A 22827-nucleotide genomic window follows, 5' to 3' on the forward strand; every position below is an offset into this window, starting at 1 on the left:
ATCAAAAAAAGGCCGCGATGCGGCCTTAATTATTTGTATTCTAGCAATTATTTTGCAAATACTTCTTTGAATTCACGCTTAAGAATTGGGTCGCGACGTGCTTTCTTCAGTTGCTTAACCATGTCTTTAACACAGTTATGAAGAACGTTATCAAGCAGTTGCGAACGGTACTCTTCTTTATCTTCATCTGTCATGTTTTCTGGCAGATTCAGAGTTGGGAACTCTTCCATTACATTAATACCAGCAAACGCTTGGCCTACTGATACTAGAGCATGGAACTGCTCGAAGTTATCTAGAATGTTTTGCGCGCTTGCAGGCATTTCGTCCCAAGACGCACGTACAGCTTCTTCAGACACTTCATGGATAGAGGTAACCATTTCGAACATTTGCTCTGGAACTTCGTCAAATTCGATAACTTTGCGTAGTTCTGGAGAAATGGTTTCTAGATCAATTTTTTTGCTTTCGTTGTTAGTTGCTTCTGACATGGTGTGTCTCTCGTTACAAAAGGCGGGAATAGTAATACCAAATGCATCAAATAGCTACCATAAGAACCATTTGAATTCGTGACAAATCGACAAAAAATATAGCACTTAATTCTTAGCGTAATGCAACAAGTCTATGAGTATGGTATATGTTTAATAAAGACAAATAAAAATGGAACGCGTTATGCAGCCTACAGGGACATCAATGCGTATTCTTCTGGTTGATGATGTTCAACTAGACAGAATGCAGTTGGCTATTCGTCTTAAACAGCTTGGACATATCGTCAAAGCCGTCGGTAGCGGTATAGAAGCTTTAAATACTTACGAGAGCTTTGACCCCGAACTGGTACTGCTTGATATTTCCATGCCTGAAATGAACGGTTTTGAAGTCTCCCTCCATGTTCGAGAAACTTTTCCCGGCTGGATTCCTATCATTTTCTTAAGTAGTCATGAAGAACCTGAAATGATTGCGAAAGCGATCGATGCGGGCGGCGATGACTATTTGATTAAGCCAGTTGACAAACTCGTCCTGAACTCCAAACTCATAGCGATGCAGCGTATCGCGCATATGCGTCGAGAACTCAAACAAGCAACAGCTCAACTAGAGCAAGTCAACCAACTTCTCACTCAACAAGCCAACGAGGATGGACTGACCAAGCTTTTCAACCGCCGTTACATTGATCAAAAGTTAGATTCAATGGTGGCGTGGCATGGAAGGCACCATATGCCGATGGCGATGATACTGTTGGATGTCGATTTCTTTAAGCCATTTAATGATAACTATGGACACATAGAAGGTGACCGCTGTTTACAAGCGATTGCCAACCAGCTTAAAGCAACATTCTGTCGCTCTGGTGAATATGTTGGTCGTTATGGCGGAGAAGAGTTTGTGGTTTTACTCAGTAGCACGGACGCGCAAACGGCAGAAAGGGAAGCAGAGCGCATTCAAGAAGCGATGTACTTCCTTGACTATCAACATGAGTTCTCAAGCGTTGCAAATAGAGTGACGGTGTCACAGGGTGTGTTTGTGTTCCAACCCACTGGAAAAGAGAATCAAGCAGATTTGTATGCCACGGCAGATAGGGCGCTTTATACTTCAAAATCGTTAGGTCGCAATACTTATACAATGGTAAACGCAAGTTGAAACAAGCTGTTATCAACAGTTACGCTATAGCTACACTGTCACTTTTGTCCGCGGCTTCACAAGCCGAAACGCTTAATGATTTAATAGTCAAAGAATTTGAGTACAACTTTGCATTGAGTGTGGTTTTAACTGACACCGATGTATTTACATTTGGGTTTCATGATTTCGACCCTAACCAATACTTCAACTTAAGTAACGAAGATATTGGGACGGCAGACTCTTTGGATCTGCGCAAAGAGATCAAAGAATTCACGTTACCTTACAGCTTTGACCTTGCCGAAAACGAAACTGAGAAACTAACGTATCGTTTTAATGGACGCTTTTATCTGCTGGGCATTGATCAAGATGTTTACTTCAATGAAGAACCTATTCCAGATCGAAGTAAAGAGCAGTTTATCGGTGGGTACAACGAGTTTGAAGTGGAAAAGCAGCTCACAGAACACTTTAGCTTAAGTGGTGCGCTAGGGGCTCACCTCATACATTATAAAACGGACTATACCTACCGAAGTGATGCAATTACGGCACTCCAACCTATCTTGGATGGTGCATTGATAAATACCAGCGCTTGGGCTTTGCTCGGACAGCTTAACGCCAAGTTAAAATACCTTGAGCAAGAATCATGGGGTAAATGGTATCTCTGGATATCGCCACATTACTTCTATGGAACTGGATGGGGTGAAGCAAATAACGGGAATGTAGGAAAGCCGGAAGGTTGGTATTGGGTAAATGGTATCAAAGTCTTCTACGACGTCGCTCATATTGGTACGACAGTTCAATCTTTCTATACCAGCTTTAGTCGAATCGATATTGGTGGCGATACGAGCGATCCGCTAAATACCACGAATTATTATGAAGGCAGTATTGGATGGTTGATGACTCCACCGTTTGAGTCCGATTGGATAGACAATATTGGTATCGGTTTAACCATCAATTATGGTAGTGATCTGAAAGGCGGCAGTTTGGTTCTGTTCTTTAATCAGGATTGACGAAACTTGCCGTTGAACTGTCTAAACAAAACGACCGCACTTATTTGAGTACGGTCGTTGTATTTCTTTATCTGATTAGTTCTGATTTACTCTGGTGCAATTTCGACCTGCTTTTTTAGCTTTATACAATGCCGCATCCGCCAGTTTGATGACTTCAGCAGGTTCTCTTCCGTTTCTGCTGTCTGCAGCACCAAAGCTCGCCGTGACGAATACCGATTCTCTTTGCATGTCTTCGGTACCTCGGTTTTGCTGGCCTTGCTTGTGATCGTCAGGGCGAGAGGCTTTGTCACGAAGGATCATTTCATATTCAGCGATAGCTTTACGAGCTTCTTCTATATATTGGCGACAATCTTCAACGTTTTTTCCCTTGAAGACCATGGTGAATTCTTCGCCGCCGAAGCGATAAACCTTCGCACCACCACGTGTTTTCATCAATCTTGAAGCCACCATTTTGAGCACATCATCGCCGATGTCATGCCCGTACGTGTCGTTAAATTTCTTGAAGTGGTCGACATCGAGCATTGCAATTGTGAATTTTCTGCCCATGTGTTTTAGATCTAAATCTAATGCTCTGCGGCTTGGAATCTGCGTTAGGCTGTCAGTAAACGCAAGTTGGTGACTCGCCGAGGTTGAATAGATGATTATGAGCAGACCAGTAAGCGTAAACATGGTGCTGGAAATGTACTGCACATCAAAGAAGATGAATGTCGCGGAAGCCAAAGCCATTGCAGAATAGGTCATCGCATGGATGATTTTGTTGGTTTTCAGCAGCAGAATACCAAGAAAGCACACAATACCAACACAATACAAAACAAGAATAAACGGCAGCTTAGATACGCTAGGCACAATGAACAAAATGCCGCTGGTCCATTGCTCAAAGCCACCATCAACGTAATAAGCCAAGATGATGTAGGACCACAAGATGAACATCACCAGCATCAAAACATAGATGAACATGGCTTTTGAATCGAATCCATCTTTGTTGAACAGAAAGACCGTCAAAAAGGAGACAGGAAGCAGGGTAGCGAGAATAGTGAGTTCTAATAACGCGGTTCCGCTGTTTAGAGGGACTTGCAATCGATGCTGAATAACAAAGTATGCCACCAACATGGATAAACAGACCATTGACTCTCTGCCTTGCTTAAAGGAGTAGCAAAGCACGAGCGCACAACCTAGCAAGATATAAGGTAGGTTTGCAGCAATACCCCAGTTGGATTGAGTCATCTGAATGATGTTGCCCATACCAACACTCACCATACCTAATAGTGCGATCGGGAATAAAAATCTAAAGCCTGATGACGTCATTAAAGATGAGGACATTTATTAAAAACTGCCTGCAAATAGTTGATTATATCTAGTATGTTACGTTAAGCATTCAATCAATACTGAGTAAGGTGAGTATTTGATTTTCCAGCTTTTTGATTTAAGAAGAATACGTGTATTTACGTATTTTCCCAAGTATTTTGGCTCGCATCGCAACAAAAAGAGAGAGATTGATTAAATTAAGAGCAATCAATGAGTTGTTCAAAACGACCGGCTGCTATACTTGTTCACAATGAACATAGGAGAATCATCAATGCAGATCAGTTCTGACGTACATAACTATATGGAAACCCTCGTTGGTCAAGTGCTAAGTTCAGACCAATACACTTCTCAATTCGATAACGAGCAGTTGGCAGATATTGCCTGTCTCGCGCTGATTCAGCTTAAACCTGTTTATATTCGTCATGATATTGATTTTCTCTCTGCACTACCGGAAAGAAAACTCACTCAGTTCAAGCAAAGCGTGGATGTCGCGGTACACAATGCTGCCGCTATGATTTTAGAAGACAGACGTAAGAATCGCGATAATGATGTGCCTGTCATTTTCTCTCATACCAGTTATGATGATGACAAAGAGCTGGACTGGTTTGAGAAACCAATCTTAAACGTCAACATTAGGTGATTGGCGTTTGCGCAGAACCGAAACAATAGAGTAATCGTACCCAAGGAGGAATCGTGGGATTCTTTTCACGCTTGTTTGGTGGCAGTGGAAAAACTGCTGAAGTAAAAACGGTAGAGCCTGTCGAATACAAAGGCTTTCTGATCTATCAAGAGAGCATTTCAGAAGGCGGTCAATACAGAATCGCAGGACGCATTGAAAAGTCCTACGATGGAGAAGTCAAAACGCATCGTTTCATCCGCTCTGATTTGCTCGCTTCTGAGGGAGATGCAAACGAGCTGATGTTGAAGAAATCTCAAATGTTTATCGATCAAATGGGCGACAAAATCTTCGATTAACAATTCGCTGCAACTTGATACGAATCATCTTAACGAGGGCCATTAGTGTATATGCTGATGGCTCTTTCTTTTTTTAGCTTAAATGTCTGTTAACTAAGTAGTTCCGACGATCTGGTTAGACCTCGGTCTTGTGTGACAAAGCGTTGTTATTTTTCATGGTCAAAGCGAGAATCTTTGATTACTTAGCGTTATATGTAATGAAATTTAGTATTTAAATTACAAAACACTTGAAGTCATAACCCACGTTCGATACAAACAGAATAATAACAGGGCTGTTAGTCAAGGTGTTATTGTGCAAATGGGTGGCCCCAAACACCATCTTTCGTTTGCAATTGTCTTGCGTGGTAAACAGATAGAAATAAAAAAGAATTAGAGTAGAGCACAGCTCTGTTTTGGGACTAATTTATTGATATGTATACAAGGAGTATGCGTTTTGCAAATCGGTGTACCTAGAGAGATACTCGCGGGTGAATCGCGAGTGGCTGCATCGCCGAAGTCGGTTGAGCAGTTAATTAAATTGGGATTCGACGTCGTTATCGAATCTCAAGCGGGGGTGCTAGCAAGTTTCGATGATGCTGCTTATGAAGCTGCTGGAGCGAAAGTTGTTTCTAGTGACGAAGTATGGGCATCTGGTCTTATCTTAAAAGTGAATGCGCCAATCGTAGATGAAGAAAAAGGCATCGACGAAATCGCGTTACTACAAGATGGTGCAACACTTGTTAGCTTTATTTGGCCAGCTCAAAACGCAGAGTTGATGGAACAACTATCAAGTAAGAATATTAACGTTCTTGCTATGGATTCTGTTCCTCGAATATCTCGTGCACAAGCCTTGGATGCACTTTCTTCAATGGCTAACATTGCCGGTTACCGCGCGGTAGTTGAAGCGGCGCATGAGTTTGGTCGCTTCTTTACCGGTCAAATTACGGCTGCAGGTAAAGTGCCACCAGCGAAAGTTTTGGTTGCTGGTGCAGGTGTAGCGGGTTTGGCTGCAATCGGTGCTGCTGGCAGTCTTGGCGCTATCGTTCGTGCGTTTGACGTTCGTCCAGAAGTAAAAGAACAAGTTGAGTCGATGGGTGCGGAGTTTCTGACCGTGGATTTCCAAGAAGACTCTGGTTCTGGTGACGGCTACGCAAAAGAAATGTCTGATGACTTCAATAAGAAAGCGGCAGAGCTATATGCAGAGCAAGCTAAAGACGTTGATATCATCATTACAACTGCATTAATCCCGGGCAGACCTGCTCCGAAGTTGATCACCAAAGAAATGGTCGATAGCATGAAAGCGGGTAGTGTGATTGTTGACTTGGCAGCCGCTAATGGTGGTAACTGTGAATACACAGTGAAAGACCAAGTTATCATGACAGACAACGGCGTTAAAATTGTTGGTTACACCGACATGGTCGGCCGTTTGCCAACGCAATCTTCCCAGCTTTACGCAACCAACCTTGTAAACCTTCTTAAACTGCTTTGTAAAGAAAAAGACGGCAACATCAATATTGATTTCGAAGATGTGGTTCTTCGTGGTGTTACTGTTATTAAAGAAGGCGAAATCACTTGGCCTGCGCCACCAATTCAAGTATCGGCTCAGCCTCAAGCTAAGCAAGCTCAACCCGTTAAGAAAGAGCCAAAAGTTGAAGAACCAACTTCTCCGACTAAAAAGTTGATTGGTCTTGTTGCAGCCGTTGGCGCATTTGCTTGGATTGCATCGGTAGCACCTGCTGCGTTCCTTTCTCACTTTACCGTGTTTGTTCTTGCGTGTGTGGTGGGTTACTACGTGGTTTGGAACGTAACACATGCTCTGCATACGCCACTAATGTCTGTAACGAATGCTATCTCGGGCATTATTGTGGTTGGAGCGTTGTTGCAAATCGGACAAGGAAACGGCGTTGTGTCATTCCTATCCTTTATTGCCGTATTGATTGCAAGTATCAATATATTTGGTGGTTTCACCGTAACCAAGCGCATGCTTGAAATGTTCCGAAAAGATAAATAAGGAGTCACAATGTCTGCAGGATTAGTACAAGCAGCTTACATTGTTGCTGCATTATTTTTCATCATGAGTTTGGCGGGGCTGTCTAAGCAAGAGTCCGCACGTAACGGTAACTACTACGGTATCGCGGGTATGGCGATCGCGTTGATCGCAACGATCTTTAGCCCAGATGCTCAAGGTTTTGGTTGGATCATTATCGCGATGGCGATCGGTGGTGCGATCGGTATTTTCTACGCCAAGAAAGTAGAGATGACCGAAATGCCAGAACTGGTTGCTATTCTACATAGCTTTGTAGGTTTGGCGGCGGTACTTGTTGGTTACAATAGCTACTTAGACGCACCAGAAGCTGCAACGCATGCAGAGCATGTTATCCACCTTGTCGAAGTTTTCCTTGGTGTATTCATTGGTGCTGTAACGTTCACAGGTTCTATTGTTGCGTTTGGTAAGTTACGTGGTGTGATTTCATCGTCTCCACTGAACCTTCCTCACAAGCACAAAATGAATTTGGCTGCGATCGTAGTTTCAACGCTTCTAATGATCTACTTCGTAAAAGCAGATGGCAGCATGTTCGCGCTTATCGTGATGACGTTAATTGCGTTCGCATTTGGTTACCACCTAGTCGCATCCATTGGTGGCGCGGATATGCCAGTTGTTGTTTCTATGCTTAACTCGTACTCAGGTTGGGCAGCGGCAGCAGCAGGTTTCATGCTTGCAAACGACCTATTGATTGTAACAGGTGCTTTGGTGGGTTCTTCAGGTGCGATTCTGTCATACATCATGTGTAAAGCGATGAACCGCTCGTTTATCAGTGTTATTGCTGGTGGCTTTGGTCAAGAGATTATCATTTCAAGTGATGAAGAGCAGGGCGAACACCGTGAAACCACTGCTGAAGAAGTGGCTGAAATGCTGAAAAACTCGAAGTCAGTAATCATCACGCCGGGATACGGCATGGCAGTAGCGCAAGCGCAGTACCCGGTGCATGAAATTACTGATGCACTTCGTTCACAAGGTATTGAAGTTCGTTTTGGTATTCACCCTGTCGCGGGGCGTCTGCCTGGTCACATGAACGTGCTACTTGCAGAAGCGAAAGTACCATACGACATCGTTCTGGAAATGGACGAAATCAATGATGATTTCTCAGAAACAGATACGGTTCTGGTTATTGGTGCGAACGACACTGTAAACCCAGCAGCGCTAGAAGATCCGAACAGTCCGATTGCTGGCATGCCTGTATTGGAAGTGTGGAACGCGAAAAACGTCATCGTATTCAAGCGTTCAATGAATACTGGTTACGCGGGCGTTCAGAACCCACTGTTCTTTAAAGAAAACACTTCGATGCTGTTTGGCGACGCTAAAGAAAGCGTAGAGGCGATTTTTAAAGCGTTGTAATCGAAATTGTTTTAAAACTATACAGGGTCAGCACTTGCTGGCCCTTTTTTGTTCCGTTTCAATGTTATAGTAATGCAAATCCTTAAGTTAGCTAATGTCAATTGCTTGTAGATTGATGTATAGTTTTCGCTAATGAAACAAGTAACGGTAACAGTTTGATTAAACAGTTTTTGCTCGGTTTTGCATCAATATTGCCACTATTCTCGGCACCTGCATTATCCGATTCACTACCAGAACGCATAGATACGTTTACAGAGCTATTTAACTATGAAGTGGCTCTTAAATCGTATGATATACGCATTCTGCAATCAAATTACCCTACGAAGTTACTTTCACCTGATTCGTTGCTTCCTCAAACTTCTGACTATCCTTTGAAAGATATTCAGCAGCTCTACAGCTTGGCGAATACATGCCGAGGGAAATTACCTCTCAGCCCTCTAATTACTGAGCCTCTAGTATTTACTCGTGCTATTTGTAAGGGCACGCAATTAACGCCGCGTTGGTTCTCGCGTAGTGGATTAATTCACCCGGGTGGTGGTACTTACGCGGCGCGCTATGTTGAAAAGTATCCCGAGTTGCGTCCTAAACTTGCTCAGTACATGCACATTAAAGAGCGTGACAACGAAGAAGGTGACGAGCTACTAGAAAGCTTGCAAAATATGGACGATGACGCCATTAATGCTCTAATTGCAGGAGCAAGTATGTTTATTGAAGGCAAGGAAATGTGGCTTCGTCGTGGAGACCGTTACTTCGTATTTTCCAAAGATGTTTGGCAAGAAAACGTCGCGAATGCGGGTCTTTCTTATACATTAGCGTCACAAAGCAAAAGCTGTTTCGTGAAACGAGGCAACATATGTTGGGATGTAGAAGATCACTCGCAAGTATTGCGGATCAGCATGATCATCCTTGTCATTGCAAATATCTTGCTTGTCATTGGCTGGGCGGTGTACCGTTGGAACAGTAAGCGTGAAGAACTTCGTAGCCGTATGCTGGTCTTACAGATCTTAACGCATGAGCTTCGAACGCCAATTGCTTCACTATCGCTAACCGTCGAAGGATTTAGACGAGAATTTGAGCACTTACCTGAAAGTGTGTATGACGAATTCCGAAGATTATGTGAAGATACTCGCCGATTGCGTCAATTGGCGGAGGCAAGTAAAGATTATTTGCAATCTGATAACCAAATGCTTGCAACAGATTGGGTTCCATCTGTAGCAGAATGGCTAGAATATAAGATTGAAGAAGAATTTGATAACGCTGTGCTTTTCAACATCAACGAAGATGTAGCGGCAAAAGTTAACGTTTACTGGCTTGGAACATGTATCGATAACTTATTGCGAAACGCACTCAAGTATGGCGTTCCACCGGTTGAACTGAACGTTCAAACCAGTGAAGAAAAAATCGTATTCCAAGTCCGAGATGCCGGTGATTTGACTTCTAAAGACTGGGCAAATTTGAGAAAACCGTTCGTAAGTAAGAGCGGGTTAGGACTTGGATTAACAATCGTTGAATCTATGGTAGGCCGCATGGGCGGAAAAATGTCCTTAATGGGACCACCTACAACCTTTATATTGGAGATACCTTGTGAAACAGACACTGCTTCTCGTTGAGGACGATAAAAACTTGGCTGATGGCCTGTTAGTAAGCCTGGAACAAGCAGGATATGAGTGTTTACATGTGGAGCGTATTGCCGACGTCGAACCTCAGTGGAAAAAAGCGGATCTTGTCATCCTAGATCGCCAGCTACCTGACGGTGACTCCGTACAACATCTCCCTGAATGGAAGAAAATTAAAGACGTTCCAGTTATCTTGTTAACGGCTCTTGTTACCGTTAAAGATAAGGTAGCTGGTTTAGACTCTGGTGCAAATGACTATCTTACAAAACCGTTTGCAGAAGCTGAATTGTTCGCGCGTATTCGTGCTCAATTGCGTGCGCCTGACTCTGCTGATCAAGCTAATGCAGATAAAGTGATGACGAAAGATCTGGAGATCGATCGCGCAACACGTGAAGTTATCTTCAAAGGTGATTTGATCACGTTAACTCGTACTGAGTTTGATTTGCTTCTGTTCTTGGCGTCAAACCTAGGCCGCGTTTTTACTCGTGATGAACTACTAGACCATGTATGGGGTTACAACCATTTCCCTACAACACGTACTGTAGATACCCACGTACTTCAACTTCGTCAGAAATTGCCAGGCCTTGAAATCGAAACGCTTCGTGGCGTAGGCTACAAGATGAAAGCATAATCGATAATGAAAACGCTACTTCCTGTAGTTCTCTCGTTAGCGTTAGTGAAACCAGTCCAAGCGATGGACTGGTTTCAAACCAATACGCCACTGACACAAGCTCATCAACACCTGCTTGAAGATGACCTCGCAGGGATGTTCAACTCGTTGGTTGAGTTATGGCAAACAGAGCCAAGCAAAGATCTAACTCCTCATCTCAATGACTTACTCGGTCAATCTCTTTCGAAAAATTGTGGCAAATCACTGACAGGTGTTACCTTGCCTGATTGGATCAGTGGCGTAAACGTGATTCGTCAAACTATCCAAAGTCCGGGGCGCGATACTTTCCGTTTGGTGATCAAACTTAGAGCGACAACAGATATTGAGGACATATCGTTTCGTCGTTGGGTTGATGAGTCTATATCTGGTGACAGCTCTTTCAGTTATGAAGAGCAAGCTGATGGGACAGAAATAGCAAACGAACGCAGTTTTCTCAAGCGATACAACCTCACAGGTAAACTGGAAGCCGGTTTGTATCACTTGTCCGTTGTATCTAAAGATAAACAAGTTTACCGAACTTGGGTGATACTCGGAGACTCAAACTCCTCCCAATATGTTCGCTGGACATCAAAAGAGAACTGGAAAGTAGAAAAGAGTGCACTTCGCAATCCTCATTGCCCATTACCTCAATTGGAAGTCGGTCTGTACGACTATGTGGATGGCCAGTATGAGCAGATGTGGAAGAAAACCTACGAATCTAATTACCCAAACTCACTTGAATTAGCTGGTGTACCAAACGATAGATATGTTTTAGCGGTAAGTATCAACAGTAGACGTTGGCAAGGGGACATAATTGTTGAGCAAGCTCAAACAATCAGCCGTACTTATGATCTTTCTCAGGAAGAATAATTAAAGAAATAACATTTGTGCCGATATAAGTTCAGGAAGAACTAAAAACACAAGTGTAGTATGAAAACCCAATTCAAAATTTTAGCCACCACCATTACAGCATCACTATTTGCGAATGTCGCTTCTGCTGCGACTTATGCTATTGAAGCACGTAGCGATGCAATGGGTGGTGTTGGTACCGTTTCTGCCTCTTATCTGACCGCTCCATTTTTCAACCCTGCGTTGACTGCAATTTACCGCCGCAATGACGACGCGGGTATGATTATTCCAAGTTTCGGTATAAGTTATGACGATCAATATGATCTTATTGACGAAATAGAGCGCATTAGTAAGCTGACCGATGTTGATGAGATCAAAAAATCCATGGATGCTATTGACGGCAAAAAAATGGATTTTGACTTAGGTGGTGTCGTTGCCGTTGGTATTCCAAATAAATTCTTATCAGCAACTGTCTACGGAAAACTCTACACAGAGTCATTTGTTCAACCTAATGTTGATACATCAGGTGTCGATCCACTAACAGACAGCTATGTTCAAGGTGTTTCGATTGGCGTAGCGGAGGCGGGGGTGTCTCTTGCCAAGTACACCAACTTTATGAATCAGCATCTTTCTTTTGGTATCACCCCAAAACTGCAGCGCATCTATACATATTCGTATGCGACCAGCTTTAAAAACTTTGATACCAAAGATCTCCGTGAACACGAAACTGCTGAAACTATGTTTAACTTAGATGCGGGTGCACTTTGGTTCTTCGGTCCATATCGTTTGGGTATCTCGGCTAAAAACTTGATTGGAAGAGACGTGAAAACCAAATCGTTCCAGTACAACACTGATACGATTCAGTCATACGAATACAGTATGAGACCTGTTTACACAGTAGGTGCGGGTATCGTTGCAGACTACTTTACCATGAGCGTCGACTACGACTTAAATGAAGAGAAACGCTTTTCCTCATTTGATGACAACACCCAAATGATTCGAGCTGGCTTCGAAATAGACATTTTGCGCCAAATGGCACTACGAGGTGGCTATATGAAAAACCTTGCGAGAAGTAATGATGAAGGGACGATTACGGCTGGTATAGGCTTATCGCCATTGAACCTGATTGAATTAGATATTTCTGCGAGATACACAAACGAAAATGCAATGGGCGCATCCATTAATTTTCTTGCGACCTATTAACTGAATCGTTATAGTCGGCTCCTCACATTGAGGAGCCTTTTTTATGTTTGACGATTTACCACCTATATCGCACAAAGAGCAGCAAGAAGCTGTAGAACGAATTCAAGAATTGATGGCAAAGGGCACAAGTACAGCCGAAGCGATCAAAATCGTGGCAGACCAGATTCGCGCAGAATACGCAGCCAAACAACAAGGCAGTTAATAGAAGAAGCAGGGCACAGACCCTGCTTTTTTTTACCCCTTTCTTAATCCATTTCCCATCAATCAATTTAAGTTATTCCGTTACCGCGTAACACAACCTTCTTAACTACAGCAGTAAAAGAGGCCAACCATTTAGACGAAAGCAGTAGGTAAAATTTTACCAATTCATCTTTATCCATAAACGTGCTTCAGTGGCGATTTTATGGTTGTTCAGGTTGATCTTGGTTAAATCTGATATTAATCAGTGAGTTATCGTAGAATTATTTGCTTTCTTAAGATTGATGAGTAATTTGCATGTAATTAAATTACACAGTGACCATTAAGAGGAATAACTAGCCAGTATAATGTGTTGAATTTTTCATTAAGACACAGTGTCACAAAATCAAATCAGAATTCGGTGCTTATATATACTTCCATATAAAGACAGTAAGTACTTGCAGACGGTGTGTCAGAACTGCTTCTCCAGGGACTACATCATTAAAATTGCGGCAGAGTTTTTGATGATCTTTAATCTAGATTTTCAGAGCGCTTAGAGGCAGGAGCCACTACGGACTTAGTTTTACAGCATCGCTTACAAGTCAACTTAAGTTACGGTGTAATGTTTAGTGAGAGGGTATATGTTCGAACAACTGAGCTCTTAGAGATGGGGATTTGGATGTTTTCATTTAGATATCGGCGGGTAAGCCGATGTCTAGTGTGTTCGATAAGCTAGACTAAAAGTAGTACCATTCAAAATAGGAGAACGTAATGAGTTATGGACATATTTTGGTTGCGGTAGACCTTACTGATTCCAGCAAAAAAGTCATCGATAAAGCAGTTTCTTTAGCGAAAGATGAAAAAAGTAAGCTTTCCTTAGTCTATGTAGATGTCGATAAGATTATTCTAGAGTTGAAAGAAGAACGAAAGTTGCAGAATGCATTACAAAAGCTTGCTGACGAGTGTGATTACGAAGTCCATGACAATATGGTTGTGATTGGTGATCTTCACATCAAGCTCTCCGGAATTGCGAAGGAAGTAGGGATAGATCTCGTTGTATGTGGCCATCATCATAGCTTGTTGAGTCGTTTCTTTTCTTCTGTCCCCAAGCTTGCGAACGCCATAGAAGCTGATTTGCTAGTCGTGTACTTAGATGATTAAACAATGATGAGTAAAAGCCGAACCAAAGGCTAGTTCGGCTTACATCGTTTATCGAGTTAACGAGAATGGCTTTTTGGACAAAACAGAAACGGATTCAGCATTTGAAGCCATGTCAAAATGTACGTTAACTTGGACGCCTTCTCGCTCAAAAGTAACATCGTCAAAATCTGTCATGGCGATTTTGAACCCGTTCTTTGCAAAAAGGCCAGTAACCATGGTGCGCTGTTTAATTTCTAAAGCGGACGCCAGTAATTTATCCATAGCCAATATCCTTGTTTTTATGGGGGTCACAAACACCATACCGCTCGCAGATTATGAAATCAATTGATTATTTGGCTGTACTAGGCTTATGTTTTAGTCAAAGTCAATTGATGCACTATTTAACGTGATATGCATTCATTAGAAGCATTTCCGAGGATGTGTTTTACCACGATCTCTGTGACGCAAAGCATCATTCCTCTATTGAGATAATTGAATTGACAATGTCGTTAACATAATTTGTTACAAATTAACTTTGTTTTTGAGTGTTATTTGTCATTTTTCGGCAGACTTCAAATGAGTAAGTCCAACTGGATGTGACTCCGTAATTATAGTTACTTTTCCCCTAAGATCGCTGTGAGCTCTAACCTTATGAAAGATGAAATTTCGGCCAGTTTTCTCGGTAATGGATTTTGATAGGGGTAGGCGACATACATTGACTTTTCTGTGCTGTATGTATGGGTAACTTTTAAAATTTCTTGATGACTACTGCCTTTTAACAGGTAGTTGGGTATTACGCCCAATCCCACACCTTGCTCAACAAAGTTCAATAAAATTGATGTATTATCGACCTCTATCACATCACAATAATTTTTTCTTATTTCTTCCTTATTCGAATGATTTTTATATATAAGAAGAGTGCTACTTTTTTCATTGCTGTTGTTAGAAATTAGAACATCATTATAATTCCCAACTTTATGCGCAATTAAATTATCATCAACAACATCATTTAGTCTTATTGCAATATCAACATTGCTTTCTAATAAATTCTCGACCTTATTACTAGACGAAATTTCAAAAATTACCGCAGGGTATCTCTCTTGTAATTTTCTCAAAATACTGCCGAAAATTGATGAAGCTATAGAGTTTGGCATTGTTATCTTGAATTTACCGCTAATACAGTCACTCAGTGATCTGGCTCTATAGTTTAGTTCTTGTAGCTTACTTAATGTTTCAAGAGCCAGAGGACTAATACTTTTCCCATGGTCAGTTAAGACGAGCTTTCGAGTCGTTCTATGCACCAATGTTACGCCTAAAGCAGTTTCAAGCATCGCGAGTTGACGACTGACTTGAGCCTTTGATTTTCCAAGTTCCTTAGCTGCTTCAGTTAAAGAGAGGTGTTTGCATATTGCCGCGAAGTTGATGAGTTCGCTATTGAGCCATTCCATGATTGTTACCTATCTGCAACTCTGAGTCACGTTGTCTTTTTGGAGGCTGAACAGTATAACTTGCATCAACGGAGGGGGAAAATGATATTTAAAAGTTACGAAGAAGTGGTTTCTGAATACCACTTGGAGCAGATTGTTAATAATATAAAAAATGGGATTATTAACGTTTCAGGCAGTGACGATATTAAATCTTTAGTCAACGATAGGAACTGTAAGGTTGACATTATATCAAAAATAACATCTTTGAATAAAAGTAAAGGTAGCATGTTAATTGAATCGGCTTGCGTTATCCATAATGAAGTTACTGTACCAAAAAATATAAATAAAATTATTTTAGTAATCGATGTTGCATTATCAAATTTAAGTACAAATTATGTTGAGGTTTATGAATATGAAAGTAATAAAACAAAATACGAAACAATTAGCCTTGCCAGAAATAAGTTTTTCTAAGTTAGTTGTACAAACCATAAATTTTTATACTAGAGTATTTCGTGTGTTGTTTGGTGGTGAGTTAAGGCATCGGTACTCAAGAAAGCAAAACGTACGAACATCCGAAGAGTTAAGCGACCATATGAAAAGAGACCTCGGTTTGTGATACTAAAGACTTAAGTCATAAATAAAACAACAGTTCAATAAACCGAATCCTTGGTCATTAGGTTCGGTTTTTACGCCTCAAATTTTCATGAAAAAGTAAATTATTACACTGACGTATACACGAGATAGTTGATAAGGCTTGGTATAGCCGTTCCAAACATTGCTTCAACCTGAGGTACCATTGTGGGCTTGAAGCAATGATAATCCACAGATAAAAGCAGTATGGGAAGGAACTGCAAAAAAGTTTAATGGGCTTGGATTGTCTGGAATCTCAATGGCTTGTGCCGGATTGGCTCTAGTGATTACAAGTCCACAGGAACCACTATTACAGTGCGCATTATGCGACGTTATGTTGAATAATGTTTCATACAGATTACATATACACCCTTTTGATTATCAGGGTATATATGACGAACTTTCGAAAAATGAGCAAGAATTACGTTTTTCGTGAATTTGAATGCGGTTTAAGTGTAGAAGAGACAGCAAAACTATGTTTTAAAAGTGTGAGAGCGGTCAAAAATTGGGATAATGGAAAACCCATACCGCCCGAATGCAAACGCCTGATGAGAATGACCAAGGGGAGGGAACTAGCCACCTCCGAAGCTTGGGAGCACTTCAAGATGCATAAAGAAACATTAGAACTGCCGACGGGGCAACTCGTAACACCACAAGAAATACTCACCGGAATAGCGCTCCTAGAGATAGGAGCCGAACCAGACATGAAAAACGTAACTAGGCTACTAAGATATGCAAGGGTAATTGCTAAAATGAAGAGATAAAAAAGGGGGCTTATAGCCCCTTTTTTTTACGCTTGTTTCTTGTAACTACTTTCAAGAAGCAACTCAATATCCTTAATGAGGTCTAAGCGCTGACCCTCACTCATAGATTTATAGTCATTGGAGACCCGTCCTATTAAGTCCTTTATCTCAACAGGAACGCGAACTAAAGTTGTTGGTAAAGACTTAGGTCGCCCAGCACCCTTACGCTTACCACCATGACCACCTTTAACCTCCGACAATTCAATAACCTCCGATGATTGATGAATACTTGGAGATTCTAACTCAAAGTCATATTTATAGTTAACACTTATCAAGTCTAACGCTTTGCCAAGACCCATTCTATTAATAATGACATTGTATTGACGCGGATGTGTAAGCTGCATTTTCTGGAACTTAGTTAAGTCATCTTTCACCAGATGTTGACCGAAAGCACAAAACATACAGCCAGTCCTAGATTCACCTTTGACACATATGGTCTTACCGTTATGAACAACTGACCTATCATAATAAACATCAGCCAACTTAACTTTGTAAAATTTAACATACTCCCAAACATCTGATTCGTTCCAAAAAAGCATTGGAGAAGACTTAGGGCGAGAAACATCAAACATATTGCAACGTTGTATCATTTCACGAGTGCCACCCTCAGAATTCATCATGGCAGTCATAACCTTAAAGCCAGTCTCTTGCTCATAGGCTATAAAAGGCTTTTTCTTTAGGTAATCACAACATGTGTCAGAGATTTTTACGTCCGAATCAATAAGGTACTTCCATTTTTCTGACATTTTCCATTGAGAATTGGTTTTAGTTCCATCTTTCTTGATGCCATCTAGAACCAATCTTTTTGATTGCTCACCACCAAGCTCCCCCCTGGCTATTCGAACTTGTCTTGCAACACGCTTAGAGACAAGGGGAATTCCGTCATTCTCCCAGATATCCTTAAAAGTCCTTGATGGCTTAATTTGTTCGATGTTCCAACCCTCATGGCTTAGGTTGCGAACATGACTAAGAACCTCCGGAAACTCTAGACCTGTATTCACAAAAACCATAGGTATGTACTTGTAAGGGGCAGGCATACTTCGAATGATATGCCCCAAAACATTGGAGTCCTTACCGCCCGAAAAGCTTAAATAAACATCACCATCATAATGATCATACCACTGGCGAACTCTTAACTTGGTCATCTGAATCTTTGCATCTAGTGGCAAACTTTGTCTTTGCTTGAGTGTCATATTATCCATTTTTCCAGTCTTTTGATTGTTGTTAACGCAAATCATGTTATTTATTTTTGTTACAAAAATCAAGATAGCACCCCCGAATGGGGGCTTTTATTTTCAAAGAAAGGGAAAATCAGTAACTATGGAGTGAAGACTTTCACCCCGTATTACTATACGGGGATGACGCGGCACGTCCGCAATCCTCCTCCTCAGTTTTCGTCGTCGTCATTTGTCCTTAGCCACTACAAGAGAATCAATCTCGACTCTCGATTGATTTGGCGCACTATGAGGTAGGTGTGAGAGAAACGACGATTGGGAGTGCCCTAGTCGTTTAGAATGGCTTAGCAGGAAAGGTGGGCGGCAGAAACCAAGTGAATTTGGGTTTCTAACCGCGCCGATTAAGTGGGAAGGCTATCTTTAGTTTAGTGGGCGGCTTGGTGCCCCGTCGTCGCTCCGCAACTCCTTATCCCTGCGGGGCTGATTCCGAGGAGACAAATACCAACCGAGAAAAATCCCCAAAGAGAATATCCAGAGCAAATCTAAAAACTCAAAAGAAGCAGAAACCCAAAAGAGCAATTCAGCGCCCTTTAGATTCACTGTAGACCAACTGATGAACCCAGTAATACCAATCAGAGAAGTCATAGCCACTACGAAGAATCCAGCGCTTATCCCTTGCAACTTGTCTATAAAAGTCATACATCAAAACCTCACATCAAAAACGAATTTTCACTCATAGCTTTGCTACGCATTGAACCAATGCTAGCGACATCCGTCTCAACCGCCTCACGTTCCCGAGGCTCAATAGGATTGGATGGCTCGCACGTAATAAGGCTCTTAAGCTCACCTTGCTTTAGAACCATTAAACATTCATCGAGTAACTCAAATTGAACATCAACCGCATCAAGATAGCGCTTGTTTAGAGAATACAAACCATCATTGGTGTAAGCGTTAATGATCACATCAAAGTGCGCCGTTCTCAGGTTAAGGCCATTCTTCTCCTTGATGTTGGTGCGCTTATGAAACCCCGATAAGTACGCGTTTTGTAAACCCTCAAAGTAAAGAACTTGAGTTACAGGAACAAAAGGAGAGCTAGCTTGCTGAGTATTCGGATTAGAATTCCCACCGCTAGATAAAACAGAACCGCCTTGAGTAGACGGCGTAGACCGTCCAACCGAAACAGATTCCACAGTTTGGCTATTAACACCCGTCGCAGGTTCATTTGTTGAAACCTGACTTTCATCTTGAGTAAATAAATCCATAACGCCATAAATAAAGTACACCGGACAAGCAATCATTAAGAACAGAGCGAGAAAGAATTTCGGGGAGCGAAACAGTGTATTCAAACCCCCTGATTTGGTAGCGGCACCCGTACCCGTCGATTTGTAGAGAAGATGAGCCTCAATAGGAATTTTTTGAGGAAACAGGTTGGCATCTTTCTTTTGTGGAATAACAGGCTTAGCCACATTGGTAGGGTGTTTGTATATCCAAGGTTTACGCTTAGCAAAAAAGAAACCATCCCTGTTTTTGTGGAAAAATGCTTGCTCCGCACACGCCTTAATTGAACTATCAATTTGCTGCCAGTCAGGTGAGAGCAACTCAATATCCCAATTGTATTTTCTATGGCGCATAAAGCCCTCGTTATAAGTTAACGGGTAGATTATGCGACCATTAGCGTCATACTCAGCAACACCCAAATCGTCAATCTCGCAAGATTGGAGGGTACTTAAATCAACCGGAACATGGCGAGAATCAAAGAACTCTTTATAACCCTTGGGTAGATGAGGAAGAAACTCCTCAAGAGGGCGATATTTGATTTTGCGACCATCAAAACCAATATTCTTGGAAAAAATATCCTGACACTCATCAATAACAATAAGCGCATTGAGAGGACACCAACAAAAGAAATGCTGCCAGAGTTCAATGCCAATCTCAGAACGAGAGAAAATACGAATCAACTTAGCAGACGATGGAAACTTGATGTTTAATCGCTCCTCAATTTCTTCTAATGGCTGCATACCCTCAAAGTTAGTCACCACAACGCGACCAGCCTTAAGAGCAGGAAGAATCACAAACCAAGCCGTATACGCTGATTTGTAAGAACCATTACCGCCAGTACGAATACTAATAGCCATGAATTACCTCGACATACGCATAACAAGTGCAGTGGTAGCACAGTTAACATAAATGGCCATTCCCTCAGGAACCTTGAATAACACCCCCCAATATCTAAGTTCAGAAGGTAGGAGGTTAAATAGCTGACTAAAGAGTGCGCTAAAGCCGATTTCATCGAGCAGTGAAGTAGCAACAAGATAAGAGACCTTAAGGAACTCAATAGCGACCATTAATTTCATCTTTATCCACCATGTTTGGAGCCACACCATTATCTGGTCAAAAAAGTTACCCATATTGGTCAAGTAGTTGTAAATGGTGTCACCAAAGTTAGCCATTAACTGAAAGAAGTCTGTCATTACAAAGCCCCCACAAGTGCGCGTATGCCCAACATGCCAAAGATAAACAAGACCACGGCGGATATGATTCCGGCGTTATCCTGTAACGCTAGCATGACTTGGTTTTTTTGATTGATAGCGTTGCCATGCCAGTTAAGCCCCAGATTGTGAGGATTAAAATCACCACTATTCACGCCATCGTTAAAGTTAAAGTAAGACTTGAAGTCATTAAGAATTTGTTTGTACTCGCCCTTTAATGCTTCGACCTCAGAAAGCAAATTAGCGTACTGAGCACCATCATAGAGAAGAACGGGAGCATCACCTTGACCTTGAGTTACATCGGTATTACCAAGTTCATTAAGTGCATCGACAACATCACCAAAGCCTTTTTGATTCGTCGACTGCAAATCACCAAGTTCGTTAGATAGTTGACCAAAACCATTGTTTAAAAGATTATTCGCAGAAGTGAGCAATCCATTAGTTTTATTACCAATATCAGACAACATGTCCGATTGTCCTTGTATCGCATTCGCAACGTGATTGGCATTATCAACAACCGTATCGGTATTCAAATCAACAGAAGCCTTGAGAGCATCAAGAGCTGATTTGGTTTCAGCTTGGTTTTTGTTCATGTCGTTATTGATGCCAGTTAGCTGGGAGTTAACATCCTTATTCATCGCCTTAATAGCCGCTAGAGTGTCACTAGTATTATCAACATCCGGTTCAGGTTTATCAGGGTCAGTACCACCAGAACCACCACCGTCTGGTTTGTCAGGGTCGCCTAAATCACCACCCGATGGAGGGTCTATATCTGTATCACCAGAACATGCAGGCCAATTTGGAGAGAAGATAGTACAAGATTCAGGAGGTGGAACATCACACCAATTGTTATCTGGCGTACAGCACATTCCATATTCTGGATTCCAATCAGGGTGATTTTCATCACACTTATTTTCATCATCCAAACACTGAGGCCACGAAGGAGAACCTGGCTCACAACCCTCAGGAGGCGGAGGAGGAATATCACAACTCATACGAAAATCAGGCGGGTCAACCAAGTCATTACAAAAAACCGTTGAGTTACCACCATCAGCCGCACACTGTGCCTCAAAATCTTTTATTTGCTGTTGCGTAGAATCCTTTGAACAAAAAGGAATTTCAGGAGCGGGCTGACACTCACCGTCAATCAGAGACTCGCCATCGGGGCAAGACGACTGAGTATGAAATGAGACGACCTTTTGCCTAGAACCGCCATTTTTAGAACAATTAATAGTAGAACTGTAAGGAGTACAGTCATTAAACGTGTTACCGGAATCAGAAACAAACGATGCTGAAAATACATAACTATCAGAGTATATAGAACCGGGACTAAAAGCTCGTTGCGCCCCCGGTATGGTAATAGTTGTAATCTTATATAGCGAAGCAGAAGCACTAAACGAAACACTCAGCAAAATAACCAGTGACGCAATGCTTTGTTTAATACTCATTTGTATTCCTTATAAAAAATAACGCCCCACTAGGAGGCGTTGATACCAGACTTAAAACCCCCAACGAATCCACCGAACATCGAGAGAGCGAAAAGTAGGGTGAGTATGGCGGTTAACGTCTCTTGCATAGCGATTACGAACGCATTGAGCCAACCATCATACGAAGACCGAAGCCGATAGCCGCAAGGCCAATCAGACCAACCACAACTAACGTGTAGTTAGCTTGACCCTCAGTTACAGCGGTATTGATAGCGGCTGAGTGATCAGCAGCGAAAGAAGAAGCAGAAGCAACCAAAGCACCAGTTACAACAGCAGCCTTAGCACCGATTTTTTTAACGTTAAGTTTTTTCATAGGAATATCTCCAAAAGGTTTTACAGGATTAGGCTTTACCAAGCCCTTTAACAATTCGTCCAAGCACGTGACCGGACACAAAAGAGAGCAGCAAATAACCTGTTATCTCAGCGTAAAATGCTGCATCAATATCAAACTCCAAGTTTGCGCGAGTCGCCATCAACTGATAGTCGTCATTGCTCACCACTACGAACGTGCAATTGGCTAACGGCTCGTAGGGGAAAGCTTTAATCGTTCCATCAGTGAGGATTTCCGCACAGACTGAGAGAGTCATAATTCGTCTTCTAACTCCGCAATTTTGAAATCAGTAACTAGGTTGCGCTGAGGGTTCTCAGGGTCAGGCTCGAGAGTCAGAACACACTTAACAGGGAACTGATTTTGAATTTTGTCGAACTCAGATAACAAAGCAGGGTTGGCCGACATAGGCATTTGACATTGAGCCAAACCGTAGGCTTTACATTGACCCTTTGCCGACTTCCAACCCTGATTAGGTGTCAAGATATTAAGTTGAGCAAAGTTATATGGCGTGTCGTCCTTTTTGGACAAACCAACAGAATGCTCACAGCCAGCCACAACAACAGTAATTGTGTTACTCATTTCA

Annotated in this window: 25 protein-coding genes and 1 pseudogene; 15 read left to right on the plus strand and 11 right to left on the minus strand. The window is 42.0% G+C overall.

What is annotated here, in order from left to right; translation table 11 throughout:
• Positions 1 to 47 precede the first annotated feature (47 nt).
• Entirely contained in the window at positions 48 to 485 is a 438-nt protein-coding gene (locus tag OU793_RS09355) for a DUF3069 domain-containing protein (protein WP_005461031.1), read from the minus strand.
• A 181-nt stretch (positions 486 to 666) separates the two neighbouring features.
• On the opposite strand from OU793_RS09355, the gene OU793_RS09360 reads away from it, so the two are divergent.
• Positions 667 to 1626, plus strand: a complete 960-nt coding sequence (locus tag OU793_RS09360; RefSeq protein WP_180793901.1) for a diguanylate cyclase — start codon at positions 667 to 669, stop codon at positions 1624 to 1626.
• On the plus strand, positions 1623 to 2612 hold the full coding sequence (locus OU793_RS09365) for a Solitary outer membrane autotransporter beta-barrel domain (protein WP_140103603.1): 990 nt from the start codon (positions 1623 to 1625) through the stop codon (positions 2610 to 2612). The genes OU793_RS09360 and OU793_RS09365 overlap by 4 nt, the downstream gene beginning before the upstream one ends.
• 75 nt (positions 2613 to 2687) lie before the next feature.
• Here the strand turns inward: OU793_RS09365 and OU793_RS09370 are convergent, their stop codons facing one another.
• A complete protein-coding gene (locus OU793_RS09370) occupies positions 2688 to 3932 on the minus strand; it encodes a GGDEF domain-containing protein (protein WP_011106381.1) in 1245 nt (414 codons plus the stop codon).
• A gap of 256 nt (positions 3933 to 4188) precedes the next feature.
• Between OU793_RS09370 and OU793_RS09375 the strand changes: the two genes are divergently transcribed.
• The 10 genes from OU793_RS09375 to OU793_RS09420 all read left to right on the plus strand — a co-directional run bounded on the left by OU793_RS09375 (position 4189) and on the right by OU793_RS09420 (position 13923).
• Entirely contained in the window at positions 4189 to 4557 is a 369-nt protein-coding gene (locus tag OU793_RS09375) for a late competence development ComFB family protein (protein WP_005479403.1), read from the plus strand.
• A gap of 53 nt (positions 4558 to 4610) precedes the next feature.
• The gene (locus OU793_RS09380; protein WP_029830342.1) at positions 4611 to 4892 is read left to right on the plus strand and encodes an HlyU family transcriptional regulator; all 282 of its coding nucleotides are present in this window, start codon (positions 4611 to 4613) and stop codon (positions 4890 to 4892) included.
• Positions 4893 to 5325: 433 nt separating this feature from the next.
• The gene (locus tag OU793_RS09385; RefSeq protein ID WP_005461001.1) at positions 5326 to 6882 is read left to right on the plus strand and encodes a Re/Si-specific NAD(P)(+) transhydrogenase subunit alpha; all 1557 of its coding nucleotides are present in this window, start codon (positions 5326 to 5328) and stop codon (positions 6880 to 6882) included.
• A 9-nt stretch (positions 6883 to 6891) separates the two neighbouring features.
• Positions 6892 to 8268 carry a Re/Si-specific NAD(P)(+) transhydrogenase subunit beta gene (pntB, locus tag OU793_RS09390; RefSeq protein ID WP_005461042.1) on the plus strand — a complete coding sequence of 459 codons (1377 nt, stop codon included), beginning with the start codon at positions 6892 to 6894 and terminating at the stop codon, positions 8266 to 8268.
• Positions 8269 to 8423: 155 nt separating this feature from the next.
• Positions 8424 to 9878 carry a sensor histidine kinase VxrA gene (vxrA, locus tag OU793_RS09395; RefSeq protein WP_015313246.1) on the plus strand — a complete coding sequence of 485 codons (1455 nt, stop codon included), beginning with the start codon at positions 8424 to 8426 and terminating at the stop codon, positions 9876 to 9878.
• Positions 9853 to 10515 (plus strand): response regulator transcription factor VxrB, encoded by a 663-nt coding sequence (gene vxrB, locus OU793_RS09400; RefSeq protein ID WP_005479407.1) that lies wholly within the window; start codon positions 9853 to 9855, stop codon positions 10513 to 10515. The genes vxrA and vxrB overlap by 26 nt, the downstream gene beginning before the upstream one ends.
• Positions 10516 to 10521: 6 nt before the next feature.
• Complete coding sequence (locus OU793_RS09405) at positions 10522 to 11403, plus strand: DUF2861 family protein (RefSeq protein WP_005455351.1); 882 nt, start codon at positions 10522 to 10524, stop codon at positions 11401 to 11403.
• A 60-nt stretch (positions 11404 to 11463) separates the two neighbouring features.
• Positions 11464 to 12585, plus strand: coding sequence for a conjugal transfer protein TraF (locus OU793_RS09410; RefSeq protein ID WP_005498876.1), 1122 nt, complete (start codon positions 11464 to 11466; stop codon positions 12583 to 12585).
• Between the two features lie 43 nt (positions 12586 to 12628).
• Positions 12629 to 12787, plus strand: coding sequence for a YoaH family protein (locus OU793_RS09415; RefSeq protein WP_005479401.1), 159 nt, complete (start codon positions 12629 to 12631; stop codon positions 12785 to 12787).
• A 746-nt stretch (positions 12788 to 13533) separates the two neighbouring features.
• Complete coding sequence (locus OU793_RS09420) at positions 13534 to 13923, plus strand: universal stress protein (protein WP_023585175.1); 390 nt, start codon at positions 13534 to 13536, stop codon at positions 13921 to 13923.
• 48 nt (positions 13924 to 13971) lie between these two features.
• On the opposite strand, the gene OU793_RS09425 is transcribed toward OU793_RS09420, so the two are convergent.
• Both OU793_RS09425 and OU793_RS09430 read right to left on the minus strand, forming a co-directional pair.
• The gene (locus tag OU793_RS09425) at positions 13972 to 14184 is read right to left on the minus strand and encodes a hypothetical protein (protein WP_005479370.1); all 213 of its coding nucleotides are present in this window, start codon (positions 14182 to 14184) and stop codon (positions 13972 to 13974) included.
• Positions 14185 to 14516: 332 nt separating this feature from the next.
• The gene (locus tag OU793_RS09430; RefSeq protein WP_021821685.1) at positions 14517 to 15350 is read right to left on the minus strand and encodes a LysR family transcriptional regulator; all 834 of its coding nucleotides are present in this window, start codon (positions 15348 to 15350) and stop codon (positions 14517 to 14519) included.
• A gap of 81 nt (positions 15351 to 15431) precedes the next feature.
• On the opposite strand from OU793_RS09430, the gene OU793_RS09435 reads away from it, so the two are divergent.
• From OU793_RS09435 to OU793_RS09445, 3 genes and pseudogenes are all read left to right on the plus strand, one after another.
• Entirely contained in the window at positions 15432 to 15800 is a 369-nt protein-coding gene (locus tag OU793_RS09435; protein WP_236578049.1) for a hypothetical protein, read from the plus strand.
• A 340-nt stretch (positions 15801 to 16140) separates the two neighbouring features.
• Positions 16141 to 16395, plus strand: a pseudogene (locus OU793_RS09440) (DUF3693 domain-containing protein); the annotation flags it as partial.
• Entirely contained in the window at positions 16352 to 16723 is a 372-nt protein-coding gene (locus OU793_RS09445) for a regulator (RefSeq protein ID WP_274647759.1), read from the plus strand. The pseudogene OU793_RS09440 and the gene OU793_RS09445, both read left to right, overlap by 44 nt.
• A 26-nt stretch (positions 16724 to 16749) precedes the next feature.
• On the opposite strand, the gene OU793_RS09450 is transcribed toward OU793_RS09445, so the two are convergent.
• The 7 genes from OU793_RS09450 to OU793_RS09480 all read right to left on the minus strand — a co-directional run bounded on the left by OU793_RS09450 (position 16750) and on the right by OU793_RS09480 (position 22823).
• Complete coding sequence (locus tag OU793_RS09450) at positions 16750 to 18027, minus strand: phosphoadenosine phosphosulfate reductase family protein (RefSeq protein ID WP_274647760.1); 1278 nt, start codon at positions 18025 to 18027, stop codon at positions 16750 to 16752.
• 620 nt (positions 18028 to 18647) lie between these two features.
• The gene (locus OU793_RS09455) at positions 18648 to 20072 is read right to left on the minus strand and encodes a zonular occludens toxin domain-containing protein (RefSeq protein ID WP_140167848.1); all 1425 of its coding nucleotides are present in this window, start codon (positions 20070 to 20072) and stop codon (positions 18648 to 18650) included.
• A 3-nt stretch (positions 20073 to 20075) separates the two neighbouring features.
• Positions 20076 to 20408, minus strand: a complete 333-nt coding sequence (locus OU793_RS09460; protein ID WP_025788705.1) for a DUF2523 family protein — start codon at positions 20406 to 20408, stop codon at positions 20076 to 20078.
• A complete protein-coding gene (locus OU793_RS09465) occupies positions 20408 to 21874 on the minus strand; it encodes a chemotaxis protein (RefSeq protein WP_274647761.1) in 1467 nt (488 codons plus the stop codon). The genes OU793_RS09460 and OU793_RS09465 overlap by 1 nt, the downstream gene beginning before the upstream one ends.
• 133 nt (positions 21875 to 22007) lie before the next feature.
• On the minus strand, positions 22008 to 22226 hold the full coding sequence (locus OU793_RS09470; protein WP_029849360.1) for a hypothetical protein: 219 nt from the start codon (positions 22224 to 22226) through the stop codon (positions 22008 to 22010).
• Positions 22227 to 22254: 28 nt separating this feature from the next.
• The gene (locus tag OU793_RS09475; RefSeq protein ID WP_005376279.1) at positions 22255 to 22500 is read right to left on the minus strand and encodes a hypothetical protein; all 246 of its coding nucleotides are present in this window, start codon (positions 22498 to 22500) and stop codon (positions 22255 to 22257) included.
• Positions 22497 to 22823 carry a hypothetical protein gene (locus tag OU793_RS09480; protein WP_274647762.1) on the minus strand — a complete coding sequence of 109 codons (327 nt, stop codon included), beginning with the start codon at positions 22821 to 22823 and terminating at the stop codon, positions 22497 to 22499. Before OU793_RS09480 ends, OU793_RS09475 begins: the two co-directional genes overlap by 4 nt.
• Positions 22824 to 22827 lie beyond the last annotated feature (4 nt).

The sequence above is a fragment of the Vibrio sp. VP6 genome, assembly GCF_028823755.1.
Lineage (GTDB): Bacteria > Pseudomonadota > Gammaproteobacteria > Enterobacterales > Vibrionaceae > Vibrio > Vibrio parahaemolyticus.